The sequence below is a fragment of the Klenkia sp. PcliD-1-E genome (genome assembly GCF_024124375.1).
Lineage (GTDB): Bacteria > Actinomycetota > Actinomycetes > Mycobacteriales > Geodermatophilaceae > Klenkia.
The window spans coordinates 1-13653 of record NZ_JAMXRZ010000111.1; the positions used below are offsets into that span (position 1 = coordinate 1).

The 13653-nt window shown below is 74.7% G+C and carries 13 protein-coding genes; 8 read left to right on the forward strand and 5 right to left on the reverse strand.

What is annotated here, in order from left to right; all coding sequences use genetic code 11:
• The 3 genes from NH342_RS18215 to NH342_RS18225 all read right to left on the reverse strand — a co-directional run.
• Positions 1-1206: FAD-dependent monooxygenase (locus NH342_RS18215; protein ID WP_253016927.1), on the reverse strand; the 1206-nt coding region annotated here is incomplete at its 3' end.
• Positions 1203-2162: an MBL fold metallo-hydrolase gene (locus tag NH342_RS18220; protein ID WP_253016929.1), complete on the reverse strand. Its 960-nt coding sequence runs from the start codon at positions 2160-2162 to the stop codon at positions 1203-1205. The genes NH342_RS18215 and NH342_RS18220, both read right to left, overlap by 4 nt.
• 82 nt (positions 2163-2244) lie before the next feature.
• Positions 2245-2715, reverse strand: a complete 471-nt coding sequence (locus NH342_RS18225; RefSeq protein WP_253016931.1) for an Lrp/AsnC family transcriptional regulator — start codon at positions 2713-2715, stop codon at positions 2245-2247.
• A gap of 102 nt (positions 2716-2817) precedes the next feature.
• On the opposite strand from NH342_RS18225, the gene NH342_RS18230 reads away from it, so the two are divergent.
• From NH342_RS18230 to NH342_RS18240, 3 genes are all read left to right on the forward strand, one after another.
• On the forward strand, positions 2818-4527 hold the full coding sequence (locus NH342_RS18230; protein WP_253016933.1) for a thiamine pyrophosphate-binding protein: 1710 nt from the start codon (positions 2818-2820) through the stop codon (positions 4525-4527).
• 97 nt (positions 4528-4624) lie between these two features.
• Complete coding sequence (locus tag NH342_RS18235; protein ID WP_253016935.1) at positions 4625-6133, forward strand: APC family permease; 1509 nt, start codon at positions 4625-4627, stop codon at positions 6131-6133.
• 27 nt (positions 6134-6160) lie between these two features.
• Positions 6161-7261, forward strand: coding sequence for an epoxide hydrolase family protein (locus tag NH342_RS18240; RefSeq protein WP_253016937.1), 1101 nt, complete (start codon positions 6161-6163; stop codon positions 7259-7261).
• A gap of 102 nt (positions 7262-7363) precedes the next feature.
• Here NH342_RS18240 and NH342_RS18245 read toward each other — a convergent pair whose 3' ends face one another.
• Both NH342_RS18245 and NH342_RS18250 read right to left on the reverse strand, forming a co-directional pair.
• Positions 7364-7930 (reverse strand): TetR family transcriptional regulator, encoded by a 567-nt coding sequence (locus NH342_RS18245; protein ID WP_253016939.1) that lies wholly within the window; start codon positions 7928-7930, stop codon positions 7364-7366.
• Positions 7931-8056: 126 nt separating this feature from the next.
• Positions 8057-8929, reverse strand: a complete 873-nt coding sequence (locus NH342_RS18250; protein ID WP_253016941.1) for an oxidoreductase — start codon at positions 8927-8929, stop codon at positions 8057-8059.
• Positions 8930-8954: 25 nt separating this feature from the next.
• Between NH342_RS18250 and NH342_RS18255 the strand changes: the two genes are divergently transcribed.
• The 5 genes from NH342_RS18255 to NH342_RS18275 are packed head-to-tail and all read left to right on the forward strand — an operon-like array spanning position 8955 to position 13532.
• Positions 8955-10055, forward strand: coding sequence for an amidohydrolase family protein (locus NH342_RS18255; protein WP_253016943.1), 1101 nt, complete (start codon positions 8955-8957; stop codon positions 10053-10055).
• Positions 10056-10089: 34 nt separating this feature from the next.
• Entirely contained in the window at positions 10090-11277 is a 1188-nt protein-coding gene (locus tag NH342_RS18260; RefSeq protein WP_253016945.1) for a M20 family metallopeptidase, read from the forward strand.
• A gap of 10 nt (positions 11278-11287) precedes the next feature.
• Positions 11288-12541, forward strand: coding sequence for a YibE/F family protein (locus tag NH342_RS18265; protein ID WP_253016947.1), 1254 nt, complete (start codon positions 11288-11290; stop codon positions 12539-12541).
• Positions 12538-13158, forward strand: coding sequence for a class I SAM-dependent methyltransferase (locus NH342_RS18270; protein WP_253016949.1), 621 nt, complete (start codon positions 12538-12540; stop codon positions 13156-13158). The genes NH342_RS18265 and NH342_RS18270 overlap by 4 nt, the downstream gene beginning before the upstream one ends.
• Before the next feature lie 41 nt (positions 13159-13199).
• On the forward strand, positions 13200-13532 hold the full coding sequence (locus tag NH342_RS18275; RefSeq protein ID WP_253016951.1) for a TraR/DksA C4-type zinc finger protein: 333 nt from the start codon (positions 13200-13202) through the stop codon (positions 13530-13532).
• Positions 13533-13653: the final 121 nt, after the last annotated feature.

The window sequence follows — 13653 nt, forward strand, 5'->3', positions numbered from 1 at the left end:
GGCCGGGGGACGGCGCCGGTCGGGCGTGGTCAGCGGCGAGCCGGTGTACCAGAACGGCTCGGCCAGCCGGCCGCTGTCGACCTGGGCGCGGGCGGCCGGGTCGGTGGCCGCGCGCTCGAGCACGTCGAGCCGGTGCGCCGACTCCTCGGGGCTGCCCGGCACGAGGAACCGCATCGTGGCCCCGGTGACGTCCAGGTTCTCCTCGGCCGCGGCGTGCCGCTCGTCGTGGTAGCTCTCCAGCAGGTCATCACCGGCCCAGCCGCGGCGGACGAAGGCGATCTTCCACGCGGCGTTCTCGGCGTCCAGCACCCCGGAGTTCAGGCCGCGGGCACCGAACGGGGAGACCAGGTGCGCGGCGTCGCCGGCCACCAGCACCCGACCGACCCGCATCCGGTCCACCACCCGGGAGTGGAACCGGTAGACCGACTTCCAGACCACCTCGTGGGGCCGGTCGCCGACGACCTGCCGGATCCGGGCGTCCAGGCCCCCCGACGCCTCCTCGGCGGCCAGGTCGAAGTCCGGTGGCACCTGCCAGTCGATGCGGAAGGTGGAGTCCGGGCAGGGGTGGATGAGCACCTGGCGCCCGGGGTTCCACTCGGGGTCGAAGTAGAACCTGCGCTCGGTCTCCCAGCCCGGCAGCTCGGTGCGGATGTCGCAGATGAGGAACTGGTCGCCGAACGTGCGGCCCTCGAAGGACAGGCCGAGCTCGCGGCGCAGCAGGTCGGCGCGGGCGCCCCCGCAGACGACGGCGTGGCTGCCGCGGTGGGTGCTGCCGTCGGCGCAGCGCAGGACCACGCCGTCCTCGTCCTGGTCGATGCCCTCGACCTGCGCACCCCAGTGGACCTCGACCAGCGGCTGACCGGCGATGGCCTCGTCCAGCAGCTCCTCGGTGCGGCACTGGCTGACGTTGACGAAGGGCGGGAACGGCGAGGCGCCCCGGTCGACGAAGCCCGCGCTGAACAGCTCGCTGTCACGGTGGAAGGTGCGGGCCGTCGTCCAGGTGACCCCGTGCGGGGCGACCTGCACGCCGACGGAGTCCCAGACGTCGAGCACGTCGCGCTGCTGGCAGATCGCCTTGGACCCCACCAGGTCGCGCGCGGGCCGGGCGTCGAGCACCACGACGGGCAGACCCCACCGGGCGAGCAGGAGCGCGGTGGTCTGCCCGACCGGGCCGGCGCCGACCACCAGCACCGGGTCGCTGCTCACGACTGCAGCTGGTCCCACACCTGGCGGTCGCGCTCGGCGGTCCAGATGACGGGGCGCTCGATGCCTGCGAACTCGTCCCACAGCCGGGAGACGTCGAAGGGCAGGCAGTGCTCGAAGATCGGCCAGTGCCCGAACTTGGGGGCGAGTGCGGCGTGGGTGGCGTCGAAGGCGTCCTTGAGGGTGCCGCCGGAGCGGTGCGCGGTGCCCACGGTGTCGTGCATCGTGGTGAGGAAGGCGCGGGTCTGCTCGACCGCGGCGTCGACCTCGTCCCGGCCCCGGGCGATGGCGCCGCGGCCACCGATCAGCTGCTGCGCGCCGAAGGCCTTGACCCGGTCCAGGGTGCCGGCGGCCCAGTCGAAGTGGAACGCGTCGCCGGTGTAGAGCGCGGCCTGGCTCTCGACCAGGTCGCCGGCGAAGAGGATCTCGTGCTTCGGGATCCAGGCGACGATGTCGCCCTCGGTGTGGCCGCGGCCGACGTGCTCGAGCACCAGCTCGCCGCGGTCGCCGCCCAGCTCGATGGTCAGCTTGTCGCGGAAGGTGAGGGTGGGCCAGGTCAGGCCGGGGATGGACTCGGGCTCCTCGAACAGCCGGGGCATCCGGCCGTACTCGCTCTCCCAGTCCTGCTGGCCGCGCTCGGCGATGAGGCCCTTCGTCTGCTCCGAGCTGACGACGACCTCGGCGTCGAAGGCGGAGGCCCCGAGCACGCGGACGGCGTGGTAGTGGCTGAGCACCAGGTAGCGGATCGGCTTGTCGGTGTGCTCGCGCAGCCGGGTCAGCCAGCGGCGGGCGGCGACCGGGGTGGCCAGTGCCTCGAAGCAGACCAGGAAGTCCTCGCCCTCGACGGCGCCCAGGTTGGGGTCGCCCTCGGCGGTCAGGGCGTAGACGCCCTCGGCGAGCACCTCCAGCGTCTGCTCCTTCGCCGCGAGATCGGCCGACGATGCGAACGGCTTGGCCACTCTGCCTCCCTGTTCTCTATGCGAGCAGCGTGCTCGCCGAATGAACAGGACCGTAGCGCGGCCGTGACCCGGACCACAACCGTCAGCCGGCGCGCTCCCGCAGCAGCGGGGCCACCCGCAGTGGCACGACGTCGGCCAGCGCGATCGAGGTGCTGGCCCGCTGCACGCCCGGCGCGGCGAGGACCAGCTCGGTGATCCGGTAGAGGTCGGCGGTGTCGACGGCGACGACCCGGGCGAGCAGGTCGGCGTCCCCGGTGGTGGCCAGCACCTCGACCACCTCGGGGATGGCGGCCAGTGCCGCGGCGGTGTCGGCGGCGGACTCCCGCTGGCTCACCGACAGCGTCATGAACGCCAGCAGGGTGCGGCCCAGTGCTCCTGCGTCGACACGGCGGCTGTGCGCCTGCAGCGCGCCGTCGTCCTCCAGCCGGCGCAGCCGGGCGTGCACGGTGTTGCGCGCCAGGCCCAGCCGGGTGGCCAGCGCCATGGTCGAGGACTGCGGGTCCTCGTCGAGGGCGAGCAGGATGCGGGCGTCGGTGGCGTCGATGGTGGGCACGGTGCGCAGCGCTCCAGTCTCGTCGAAGCGGTTCTTGGGCAGATCGCTCAGCGATCTCCGCAATGGTTGCGCACATGTGCGGCGCGGTCCACCGTGGGCAGCATGACCGCCCTGGACGAGCGACCCGCGACCGACGGCTCTGCCTTCACCGACCCGGCCACCACCACGGTGACCGTCGCCGGCTACCTCGGCACCCGCCTGCAGCAGCTGGGCGTCGACCACCTCTTCGGCGTCCCGGGCGACTTCAACCTCGACCTGCTCGACGGGCTCGCCGTCGGCGGGCCGGCGTGGGTCGGTTCCCCGAACGAGCTGGGCGCCGGGTACGCCGCCGACGCCTACGCCCGCAGCCGCGGCCTGGGCGTCGTCGTCACCACCTACGGCGTCGGCGAGCTGTCGGCGATCAACGCCCTGGCGGGCGCGTACGCCGAGGACGTGCCGCTGGTGCAGGTCGTCGGCGCGCCCCGCCGGGCCGCGGTCGAGGCCGGCGCGCTGGTGCACCACACGCTGGCCGACGGCGACTTCGGGCACTTCACCCGCGCCGCCGCGGAGGTCACCGTGGCCGCCGAGACGCTCACCGCCGACCGCGCCGCCGCGCAGATCGACGCCGTGCTGCTGGCCGCGGTCACCGCCCGCAAGCCCGGCTACCTCGCCGTCCCGCAGGACCTCGCCCTGGCCGAGGTCGACGCCGCCCCGCTGGCGGAGCGGCTGGTCGCCCGCTCCGACGACGCCGCGCTGGCCGCGTTCGAGGCCGGGCTGGCGGAGCAGCTCGCCGGCGCCGAGTGCCCCGTGCTGCTCGTCGGCCAGCTGGTGCCCCGGTTCGGCCTGGGCCGCGAGCTCGCCGACCTGGCCGCCCGGCACGGCGTCGCGGTGGTCACCCAGCTCTCCGCCCGGGGCGTGCTGGACCCCGACCACCCATCGCTGGCCGGGTCCTACGCCGGCGGGATGCTCGAGCCGGCCGCCCGTGCAGTCGTCGAGCGGGCCGACGTCGTGGTGCACGTCGGCACCGTGCTGACCAGCGAGCTGACCGGCTTCGGCTCGCACCGCCGCCCGGGTGCCGACACCCCGTTCCTGGCCGCCGACCGGGCCGGCTTCGGGGCCTCGTCCACGGGGTGCGTGCTGCTCCCCGATGCGCTCGCCGCACTGGACCGCGCGCTCGCCGGCCGGGTCGGTCCCCGCTTCGCTGCCCCCGCGCCCGAGGCCCCTGAGGCCCCCGCCGCCGGAGGCCCGCTGACCCAGGCCCAGCTCTGGCACCTGCTCGGCGGCGCGCTGCCGTCGGGCACCGCCCTGCTGGCCGACACCGGCACCGCCTACTGGGGGGCGCTGGGCATGCCGCTGCCCGCCGACACCGTCTTCGGCGGCCAGCCGATCTGGAGCTCGATCGGCTACGCGCTGCCCGCCGTCCTCGGTCAGGGCCTGGCCGACCGCGGCCGCCGTCCGGTGCTGGTCATCGGCGACGGCGCCGCGCAGATGACCGTGCAGGAGCTGTCCACCATCGCGGCCGCCGGCCTCACCCCGGTCGTGCTGCTCGTCGACAACGCCGGCTACACGATCGAGCGGGCGCTGCAGTCCCCGCGCGCGGCCTACAACGACGTCGCCGCCTGGGACTGGGGGATGCTCGTCGCCGGCTTCACCGGCGGCCGGGCCGCCTACGCCGAGGCCCGCGACGACGCCGCGCTGGCCGCGGCCCTGGACGCCGCGTTCGCCGACACCGGGCGGATGCACGTCGTCCGGGCGGTGCTGGACGCCGACGACACCCCGCCGCTCATCGACGCCCTCGCCGCGCTCGCGACCGCCGCGAAGTCCGCCGTGTAACGACTCGACGGCGGACGCTCGCAGCCCTTCCGTCGCGGCCGATCGACCCGCACACTCCCGTTGCCTGGTGCAACGTCTTCGACGAGGGGTGTGGCGAGTGGCCGTTCCGGTGGAGTCGAGGGGCGGCCTGCGCCGCTCGTTGTCGGTCTGGCAGGCCATCGGCCTGTCCGTGGCGCTCATGGCGCCGTCGATGGCGGCCAACATCAACCCGCAGGGGACGGCGGGGACCGTCGGCCGGGCCGTGCCGCTGGCGTTCCTGCTCGCCGCGGTGGGTGTGCTGCTGGTGGCCTACGGGTTCGTCCGGCTCTGCCAGTACTACCAGTCGGCCGGGTCGGTCTACGCCTTCGTCGGCGCCACCCTCGGCCCGCGCACGGGACTCTTCTCCGGCTTCGGCCTGCTGGGCACCTACTGCTTCTACGGGGTCGTCACGTCCTCGGCGACCGGCATCTTCGGGACGGCGTTCCTGCAGCAGGTCGGCATCTGGCCGAACCCGCCGTCGTGGGGCCCGTTCGTGCTGGTCGCGGTGGCGCTGGTCGGCGCCTACCTGCTGACCGTGGTGCCGGCCAAGCGCGGCACCAGCGTGCTGCTCACCGTCGAGGGCGTGACCGTCGCGCTGATCCTGGTGATCGTCGCCGTCGTCCTGGTCCGGCTGCTCGGCGGCTCCACCCCCTCCGAGGGCACGTTCGCCGGCGGCTCGTTCACCCTCGACGTGTTCACCGTCGCGCCCGGCACCGACGCCTCCGCGGTGTTCCTGGGCGTGGTGTTCGGCTTCCTGTCCTTCGCCGGGTTCGAGGCCGCGGCGACGCTGGGGGAGGAGGCCCGCAACCCGCGCCGGGACATCCCCCGCGCGATCCTGGGGACGGCGGTCTTCGGCGGCGTGTACTTCGTCGTCGTCACCGCGGTGGAGATGATGGCCTTCGGGACCGACGACGCCGGCGTGGCCGCCTTCACCTCGTCGTCCTCGCTGCTGGGTGACATCGGCACCGCCTACATCGGGTCCTGGATCGGCGAGCTCATCACCCTCGGCGCGGCCATCAGCGCCTTCGGCTGCTGCCTGGCCTGCGTGGTCGGGGCCTCCCGCCTGGTGTTCGCCTTCGCCCGGGACACCGCGGCCACGCCGGAGCGGGCATCGTCCGGGCTGGCGTCGGTCAACCGCGAGGGCGTGCCGGCCCGGGCCGCGCTGGCCTCCACCGTCGTCATGGCGGTGATCGTGCTGGTGTGCGCGCTGTTCTTCGGGGCGCAGGCCGAGGACACCTTCCTGTGGTCGGGCACCATCGGCACGCTGATCCTGCTGGTCGCCTACGTGCTGACCACGGTGGGCGCGATCCGGCTGGTCTTCGTGCAGCGGAAGCTGCCGGGGGTGCCGATGTGGCAGGTCGTGGTGCCGGTCGCCGCGCTGGTGGTGCTCGGCTACACGATCATCCGCAACGTCTTCCCGTACCCGGCCTACGCCGACGGGGCGCCGTTCTGGTTCCCGGTGGTGGGCGGCCTGTGGCTGCTGGCCGGGCTGGTCGCCGTCCTGGCCGCGCCGGCGCTGGCCCGCCGGGCCGGTCAGGCGCTGATGGCCGCGGAGCTCGGCGGCCGGGAACCCGTCGAACAGGCCTGAGCGGGCGGGGCGGGGCACAGTGTCGGCATGACCGACACCGCCGTCGTCCCGTTCCGCGTCGAGGTGCCGCAGGCCGACGTCGACGACCTGCGCGACCGGCTGGCCCGCACCCGCTGGGCGCCCGAGCAGGACCTCGACGGCGAACGGGGGATCGAGCCCGACCTCCTCCGCCGGCTGGCGCAGCGGTGGGCCGGGGAGTGGGACTGGCGCGCGCACGAGGCGGCGCTCAACCGCTTCGACCAAGTGACGACGACGGTCGACGGCACCCGGCTGCACGCCCAGCACATCCGGGCCGCCGACCCGGACGCCCCGGTGCTGGTGCTGCTGCACGGCTGGCCGGGCTCCGTGGTGGAGTTCCAGCGGGTCGTCGAGCCGCTGGCGGAGACCATGCACGTCGTCGTCCCGTCGCTGCCCGGCTACGGCTTCTCCGGGCCCACCCCGGACGGCGGATGGACGTCGCAGCGGATGGCGCGCGCGATGGCCGAGCTGCTCGCCCGGCTCGGGTACGACCGCTACGTCGTCCACGGGGGTGACTGGGGGGCGCGGGTGGCGCGCGACCTGGCCGTCGCCGACCCCGACCACGTCGCCGGCATCCACGTCACGATGGTGAACGGCCTCGAGCCCGCCGACGGCGCCGACGAGCGCGCCGCGGCGCGGGCGGCGCGCTACGCCGAGGAGTTGAGCGGCTACTACAAGACCCAGGCCACCAAGCCGCTGTCGCTGGCGTACGGGCTCACCGACTCACCCGTGGGCCAGCTGGCCTGGATCGCCGAGCGGTTCCGGGACTGGACCGACCCCGCGTCGGACGTCCTCGGCCCGGCGACCGTGGACCTGGTGCTGGCCAACACCGCCGTCTACTGGTTCACCCGTACCGCGGGGTCGTCGTCCCAGCTGTACTGGGAGCGGCGCGCGCACCCCGGCGACGAGTGGTCGCGCACGGTGCCCACCGGCGTCTGCGTGCTGCCGCACGACCTGCGGCTGCCGGTGCGCTCGGCGGTGGAGCCCGCGGTGGACCTGGTGTCGTGGACCGAGCTGCCCCGCGGCGGCCACTTCCCGGCCATCGAGGTGCCCGACCTGCTCGTCGCCGAGCTGCGCCGCTTCGTCCACGAGGACCTCCCCGCCCGCTGAGTCCCCGCCCCGACCGCCCCGAGTGGCACCTCAGCGGGCGTCGACCACCCGCGGGCGCCCGCTCCCGTGCCAGTCGGCATCGAGTGACGCCGGGGGCGGCGATCAGTCCAGCAGGTAGTGGCGCAGCGTGGGGCCCAGCCACGCCTGGGCCTGGTCGCGGGTCATGTCCGCCAGCGGCGTCATCCGGAGCACGTAGCGGCCCAGCGCGAAGCCCAGCACCGTGGCGCCGACGAGGGCCGCGCGCTCGGGGGCCCGGTCGTCGGTGACCGCGGCCAGGGCCGGCGCGACCTGGGTGGCGAACACCGACCGCATCGCCTCGGCCGCCACCTCGCTGGTCGCGGCGGCCCGCAGCAGGGCGAGGAAGGTGCCGTCCTCCTCCCACACGGTGAGGAAGCGGTCGACGAGCACCTTGGACAGGTCGCCGGCCCGCACGCCGGTCAGGTCGGGGAGGCGCAGGTCGAGCTCGGCCGCCCGGGTGAACAACCCCTCCTTGCTGCCGAAGTACCGGATGACCAGTGCGGCGTCGACCCCGACGTCGCCGGCCACCGCGCGGATCGTCGTCCGCTCGTAGCCGTCGGCGGCGAACCGGCGACGGGCGGCGGAGAGCAGCTCGTCGCGGGTCGCGCCGGCGTCGCGGGCTCGACCAGGCATGTCATCGCTCGTGGACACGCCGAGGAGGTTATGTCATCGGGCGATGACCGCTGCGGCAGGGGATGGGTCATCGGGTGATGACACGACGCTCATCACGGAGCCGGGCCGGGGGCGCGGGTCGCCCGGCGGCCGGGTCGCGGAGGGTCAGCCGACCCCGGTGAGCCGCTCCGATGCCGCCCACAGGTCCTGCGCCAGCTGGACGTCGGAGGCCTGCTGCGACCGGCCGACCAGCGTCGGCGCACCCCGGCCCTCCTGGAACCCGGACGGGCCCGCGTAGCTGCCACCGGGCAGATCGGCGGTCGCCACGAAGAGGGTGGGCAGGGCGCCGTCGGCGTCTGACTGCGCGACGAACCGGTTGCCCAGCTTCATCGCGACCGCCATGAGCCGGTTGCCGGTGTGCGACTGCAGGTTGGTCGCCGCGTAGCCGGGGTGCGCGGCCATCGAGCGCACGGTCGAGCCGGCCGCGGTGAGCCGGCGCTGCAGCTCCAGGGCGAAGAGCAGGTTGGCCAGCTTCGAGGCCCCGTAGGCGCCGGTGGGGGAGTAGGACCGCCGTTCCCAGCCCAGGTCGTCGAGCACGACCCGGCCGTTGCGGTGCAGGCCGGAGGAGACGGTGACGACCCGGTCGGTGATGTGCGGCAGCAGCTGCACGGTCAGCGCGAAGTGGCCGAGGTGGTTGGTGCCGAACTGCAGCTCGAACCCGTCGGCGGTGCGGCCCTGCGGAACCATCATGATCCCGGCGTTGTTCACCAGCAGGTCCAGGTCGCCGGTCCAGGAACCGGCGAACTCCCGCACGGAGGACAGGTCGGCGAGGTCCAGCCGGCGCACCTCGACGTCCCCGGTGATGGACCGGGCGGCGGCCTCGCCCCGGCCGGTGTCCCGGACGGCGAGCACCACGTGCGCCCCGGCGGCCGCCAGCGCCCGGGCGGTGGCGAGGCCCAGCCCGGAGTTCGCCCCGGTGACGACGGCGGTGCGGCCGGCCTGGGGAGGGATGTCGGCGGTGGTCCACGGGGTGCTCATGGCGACACGGTAGGAGGATGCCCGCGTGGACCTCTCCGAGCTCGACCTCGTCGACCACCACTGCCACGGCCTGGTCACCCGGGACCTCGACCGGCCGGAGTTCGAGTCGATGCTCACCGAGGCCGCCGCACCCAGCGCCCTGGGCGGCACGCTGTTCGACTCCCAGATCGGGTTCGCGCTGCGCCGATTCGCAGCACCCGTGCTGGACCTGGAGCCGCACGCCGACCCCGACGCCTACCTCGCCCGCCGCGCCGAGCTCGGCGCCGCCGAGGTCAACCGCCGGATGCTGGCCGCGACCGGGACGCAGACCTTCCTGGTCGACACCGGCTACCTGCCCGAGCCGATCACCACCCCCGACGAGCTGGCCGCGCTCACCGGCGGCACCGGCCGGGAGATCGTCCGGCTGGAGCTCGTCGCCGCGCAGGTCCTGGAGCACTCCGGTGCCGGGGGCTTCGCCGAGGCCTTCCGCGCCGAGCTGGCCCGGCGCTGCGCCACCGCCGTCGGGGTGAAGTCCATCGCCGCGTACCGGGCCGGCCTGGCCCTGGGCGGGGCCCGGCCCACCGACGTCCAGGTCACCGCCGCCGCCGACCACCTGCTGCGCAGCGGCAGCACCCGGGTCGCCGACCCCGTGCTGCACGAGTTCCTGGTCTGGTCCGGCATCGACCTGGGCATGCCGGTGCAGTTCCACGTCGGCTACGGGGACGCCGACACCGACCTGCACCGCGGCGACCCGCTGCTGATGACCGAGCTGCTGCGGGCCACCGAGCCGCACGGCGTCCCGATCATGCTGCTGCACACCTACCCGTTCCACCGCAACGCCGGCTTCCTGGCGCAGGTGTTCGGCCACGTGTTCGCCGACGTCGGCCTGGCCACGCACAACCTCGGTGCCCGGTCGGCCGCGCTGATCCCGGAGCTGCTGGAGCTGGCGCCCTTCGGCAAGGTGCTGTTCTCCTCCGACGCCTTCGGCCTGGCCGAGCTGTACCTGCTGGGCACCGAGCTGTTCCGCCGCGGCCTGGCCCGCCACCTGCAGGAGGGCGTCGACGACGGCGCCTGGACGGCGGCCGACGCGCAGCGGGTGGCCGCGATGATCGGCGCGGACAACGCCCGTCGGGCCTACCGCCTGTGACCTGCACGCAACGGGGTACCGGCACGATGGCCTGGTGACCCTCGACGACTGCTACGACCGCCTGCACGCCGCCGTCCTCGAGGAGCTGCCCGCGGCCGTCGAGCTGCGGCACGCGCTGCACGCGGACCCCCGCCGCTCCGGCGACGAGACCGACACCGCGGCCGCCGTCGTCGCCGCCCTGGGCCAGGGGGAGGGCCGCGAGGTCGCCGGCACGGGACGACTGGTGCGCATCGGCGACGCGACCGGGCCCACGGTGGCGCTGCGGGCCGAACTCGACGGGCTGACGGTGCAGGAGCAGACCGGTGTCGACTGGGCGTCGGCCAGCGGTGTCATGCACGCCTGCGGCCACGACGCGCACCTGGCCGGTCTGGTCGCCGTCTGCCGCGCGGTAGCCCGGGTCGGCGGGCCGGCGCCGCTGCTGGCGCTGCTGCAGCCCCGGGAGGAGTCCGCGCCGTCCGGTGCCCGGGACGTCGCGCAGTCCGGGCTGCTGGCGCAGGAGCAGGTGGTGGCCGTCGTCGCCGCACACGTGCAGCCGCAGCTGACCGCCGGGGTCGTCAACGCCAAACCGGGGCCGGTGAACGCCGCCACCGACGAGTTCACGATCACCGTCACCGGGCACGGCGGCCACGGCGGCTACCCGCACACCACGCACGACCCGGTGCTGGCGCTGGCCGCGGTGGTGGTCAACCTGCAGCAGCTGGTCAGCCGCCGGGTCGACCCGACGGTGGGCGCCGTCCTGGCGGTCACCCAGTTGGACGCCGGCAGCAGCTTCAACGTCGTCCCGGACACCGCCCGGGCCCGCGGCGGCCTGCGGGTGATGCGGGAGAGCGACCGGACCGCGCTGCTCACCGCGCTGACGGAGGTCGCCGAGCACACCGCGGCCGCCCACGGCTGCACGGCGGAGGTGCACAGCGAGAGCAACGAGCCGGTGCTGGCCAACGACCCCGAGCTGGCCCGGGGCGCGCTGCCCTGGCTGGAGCGGTCCGGGGTGCAGGTCGACGACACCTGGCGCTCGTTCGGCGCCGACGACTTCAGCCACTACTGCGCCGACGCGCGCGGGCTGATGCTCTTCCTCGGGGTGGACGGCGGAGCGGCCGACGACCGCGGCCGACGTCCTGGCCTGCACGCGTCGCGCTTCCTGCCCGGCGACGACACCGTAGGGCAGGTGGCCACCGCGCTGCTGGCCGGGTACCTGGCGGGAGCGGAGCTGCTGGGCACCTAGCCTGACCTGCGTGCCGGCCCACTCCCACTCGCACGCCCACGCCGACGAGCCACGGCCGACGCCGGAGGCAGCGACCCGCCGGAAGCGGGCGACCTGGCTGATGCTGCTGGTGCTGGTCCCGATCGGGCTGGCCACGGTGGTCGGGCTGGTCGCGCTGTGGCCGTCGGGGGAGGCCTCCCGCGCCCAGCAGGCAGCGGAGTCCTTCCAGCCGCCGGGCACCACCTACCCCGACGCCACGGTCCAGTCGCTGCAGACGGTGGACTGCTCCGACGGGTCGCCGTCCGGCCAGCAGCTGACCTGCGGCACCGCCGTGGTCGAGGTGACCGACGGGGAGGGCGCGGGGGACTTCGTCTCGATCGACCTGCCCCCCGAGGTCGTCGGGGTGGGCCTGGAGGTCGGGGACGGGTTCGTGCTGACCCGCTCGATCAGCCCGGACACCGGGGACCCCAGCTATGCCTTCTCCGACTTCCAGCGCTCCACGCCGATCATCACGCTCGCGCTGGCGTTCGTGCTGGTGGTGGCCGCCGTCGCCCGGCTCCGCGGGATCGCCGCGCTGGTCGGGCTGGGGTTCGCCTTCGTCGTCCTGCTGCAGTTCATCCTGCCCGGGATCCTCACCGAGTCCTCGCCGACGCTGGTCACGCTCGTCGGCAGCGCCGCGATCATGTTCGTCGTCCTGTACCTCGCGCACGGGTTCAGCGCGCGGACGACGACGGCGCTGATCGGCACGCTGTTCGGCCTGACGCTGGTCGCCGTGCTGGGGGCGCTGGCGGTGTCGGCGGCGCGGCTGCTGGGGTTCTCCAGCGAGGAGACGATCCAGCTGCAGACCTACGACCCCACGCTGGACTTCTCCGGCCTGGTGCTGGCCGGGATCACCGTGGCCGGCCTCGGCGTGCTCAACGACGTCACCATCACCCAGGCATCGGCCATCTGGCAGCTGCACGAGGTCGACCCGACGATGACCGGCCGGCAGCTGTTCGCCCGCGGCATGGCGGTCGGCCGCGACCACATCGCCTCGACGATCTACACGATCGTCTTCGCCTACGCCGGCGCCTCGCTGCCCGTGCTCCTGCTGCTGGAGATCTACGACCGGCCGCTGTGGACGACGCTGACCAGCAGCCAGCTGGGCGAGGAGGTCATCCGGACCCTGGTCGGGGCCATCGCGCTGGTGCTCGCCGTCCCGGTGACGACGGCGGCGGGCGCCTTCTTCGCCAAGGCCGCCGGCGACCGGCCCGCGCCGAGGTTGCTGGCCCGGTTCGGCCGGTGAGGCGCGCCGAGGAGCTGCTGGCGGCCGCCGCGGCGGCACCGGGGTTCATGCCCGCCGACGAGGGCCGCGCGTTGTACGACGCCGCCCGGGCGGTCGCCGTCCCCGGGCCGCTGCTGGAGATCGGCAGCTGGATGGGGAAGTCCGCGCTGTACCTGTCCGCGGCGGCCGCGGAGACCGGCCGGGTGGTCGTCACGGTCGACCACCACCGCGGGTCGGAGGAGCACCAGCCCGGCTGGGAGTACCACCAGCCCGAGCTCGTCGACCCCGCCACCGGGCTGCTGGACACCCTGCCCTCGTTCCGGCGGACCGTGCACCCCGCCGAGGACCTGGTGCTCGCCGTGGTGGGGCGGTCGGAGGTGCTCGCGCCCGTCTGGTCCACGCCCCTGGCGCTGCTGTTCCTGGACGGGTCGCACACCGAGGAGTCCGCCCGGCGGGACCAGGACGCCTGGGTCGGGAAGCTCGCGGTCGGCGGCACGCTGGCCGTGCACGACGTCTTCCCCGACCCCGCGGACGGCGGCCAGGCGCCTTTCGGCGTCTACACCCGGGTGCTGGCGTCGGGGGCGTTCACCGAGCTGCCCGGCACCGGCTCGCTGCGGCTGCTGCGCCGCGACCGCTGACCCGTCGGGGACCTGTCGGAGGGGCGGGGCACGATGAGGCGGTGACCGCACCCGAGGAGATCCTGTGCCGGGCCCGCACCGAGACCCGGGCGCAGATCGCCGCGCTCACCGCGGACTACGCGGCGGTGGTCGAGGCGTCGAAGGGCTCCAACGCCGACGACGAGCACGACCCCGAGGGCCAGACCATCGGCTTCGAACGGGCCCAGCTCGGCTCGGTGCTCGACCAGGCCCGCGCCCGCCTCGCCGAGCTCGACGCCGCGGTCGCCCGGGTGGCCGACGGCAGCTACGGCCGCTGCGAGGTCTGCGGTGCCCCGATCGGGGACGCCCGGCTGCAGGCCCGCCCCGCCGCCCGCACCTGCATCGACCACGCCTGAGAGCCCTGTGTCAACCCCTGGCGGCGAGAAGGCGTTGCGCGCCGCCGTGGGTTGAGGGGTCGTAGGGGGCGTTGTCGGTCCAGCAGCGGTAGATGACGCGGCACCAGGCTCGGGCGAGGAT

Bases quoted from the DNA above. Each gene is read 5' to 3' on its own strand.
- NH342_RS18230 (WP_253016933.1), top strand. From the start codon at position 2,818: ATGACCGCCCTGGACGAGCGACCCGCGACCGACGGCTCTGCCTTCACC.
- NH342_RS18240 (WP_253016937.1), top strand. From the start codon at position 6,161: ATGACCGACACCGCCGTCGTCCCGTTCCGCGTCGAGGTGCCGCAGGCC.
- NH342_RS18250 (WP_253016941.1), bottom strand. From the start codon at position 8,929: ATGAGCACCCCGTGGACCACCGCCGACATCCCTCCCCAGGCCGGCCGC.